This window comes from Oleiphilus sp. HI0117 (genome assembly GCF_001635235.1).
Genome location: NZ_LWGA01000010.1, coordinates 1 through 1,039 on the forward strand (window position 1 = coordinate 1; position 1,039 = coordinate 1,039).

The 1,039-nt window shown below is 43.2% G+C and carries 2 protein-coding genes; one reads left to right on the forward strand and one right to left on the reverse strand.

Features of this window, described 5'->3' with window-relative positions; all coding sequences use genetic code 11:
- On the reverse strand, window positions 1-414 hold a 414-nt coding region (locus A3757_RS00390; protein ID WP_231878173.1), incomplete at its 3' end, for a DEAD/DEAH box helicase.
- Between the two features lie 87 nt (window positions 415-501).
- Between A3757_RS00390 and A3757_RS00395 the strand changes: the two genes are divergently transcribed.
- On the forward strand, window positions 502-945 hold the full coding sequence (locus A3757_RS00395) for a DUF3010 family protein (protein ID WP_068509463.1): 444 nt from the start codon (window positions 502-504) through the stop codon (window positions 943-945).
- Window positions 946-1,039: the final 94 nt, after the last annotated feature.

The window sequence follows — 1,039 nt, forward strand, 5'->3', positions numbered from 1 at the left end:
TACTTGTAGTGCTAATTCTCGTGTAGGTGTTAATACTAAGGCTTTGGGTGACTGGCAGGAGCTTTCTTCAATGTTGTCATTAATTGGCTTAAGGGTGTTTTGAGCATCAATAAGTTTTTGAATAATGGGAAGGGCAAAGGCTGCGGTTTTGCCCGTACCGGTTTGTGCCCCAGCCATCACATCGTGGCCGGCGAGAACTTCAGGAATAGCTGCTTGTTGGATAGGCGTTGCGTCAAGGTAGCCGAGCTCAAGCAGATGAGTCAATAATTGAGGGGAAAGACCTAGGGTTTGAAAGCTCATGGATATCTCGATTATTGATAGTGGGAAAATGGCGTGCAGTGTAGCGGCTTTATCTTGAACTTGATATATGACACCGCTAGGCTGTTTAATTCCGGGCTTTACTTGATCTGTCATGAAATCTATACGCCAACAGCTATTGATCATTTCATTAGCGTGCAGATTTACCTACAATGCAGCCATTCCTAATATTGAGATTTAGTTATGAAAGTATGTGGTGTTGAATTAAAGGGTAGTGATGCGATTATTTGTCTCTTGTCCATGGATGATGAGATATTCGATATCCCTGACTGTCGCGTAAGAAAAGTGACGCTAGAGAAGAGCCATAGTCTAAAGTACTTTCAGGCTACGTTTGCCAAACTGATGACAGACTATCAAATAGATACCGTAATTATTCGAGAGAGACCGACAAAAGGTAAGTTTGCCGGTGGTGCGATTGGTTTCAAAATGGAGGCTGCAATTGAACTGATTGATGGAGTCGATGTTCGCTTGATAACCCCAGTTGATATCAAAGCAGCTGTTAAGAAAAACCCTATCCCGGTACCTTTTGAAGAAACAGGCCTGAAAGTGATGCAAGAAGCCGCATTTACTACAGCTTATGCCTACCTTATGCGTAGACATTATGGTGTGGATGCAGAACAGGAGTAACGGCCAGGCTTACTTCGACAGTCTTGTATGTTTTATAGTCAATTTGTCTCGACTTTCTAGCCCCAAGTCTTTATAGTTCGCGCCCCTTTGTGCT

What these genes read in the sequence shown, in the direction of transcription:
- A3757_RS00395 (WP_068509463.1), top strand. Translation starts at nt 502, where the DNA reads ATGAAAGTATGTGGTGTTGAATTAAAGGGTAGTGATGCGATTATTTGT.